This is a genomic window from Pseudomonas sp. MD330_10 (assembly GCF_042610415.1).
In the GTDB taxonomy this organism is placed as follows: domain Bacteria; phylum Pseudomonadota; class Gammaproteobacteria; order Pseudomonadales; family Pseudomonadaceae; genus Aquipseudomonas; species Aquipseudomonas rhodesiae.
In genome coordinates, this window is the sequence record NZ_JBHGZU010000205.1 from 1 (window position 1) to 228 (window position 228).

Below are 228 nucleotides of genomic sequence, written 5' to 3' on the forward strand. Positions count from 1 at the left end.
TTTCACAAGGCCGGGTTTCAGGCCGAACACCTCAACCCCTTGCGCCGTCGACTGGCCGGTGGTGACCTTCACCCGTTGCACCGGTTTATCCATCGCCTCGCGGTACGCCACCGTCATGTCCGGCTCAATCGCCTGGCTGGGAATCACGATCGCCTGTTCATTGTTGTAAGTGACGATGGTCAGCCGCGCACTCATGCCCAACCGCACCCGCTGTAGCTGCTCTGGGGT

1 pseudogene is annotated in these 228 nt (G+C 61.4%); it reads right to left on the minus strand.

What is annotated here, in order from left to right:
• A pseudogene (locus ACFZPT_RS27200) lies at positions 1 to 228 on the minus strand (HlyD family secretion protein); the annotation flags it as partial.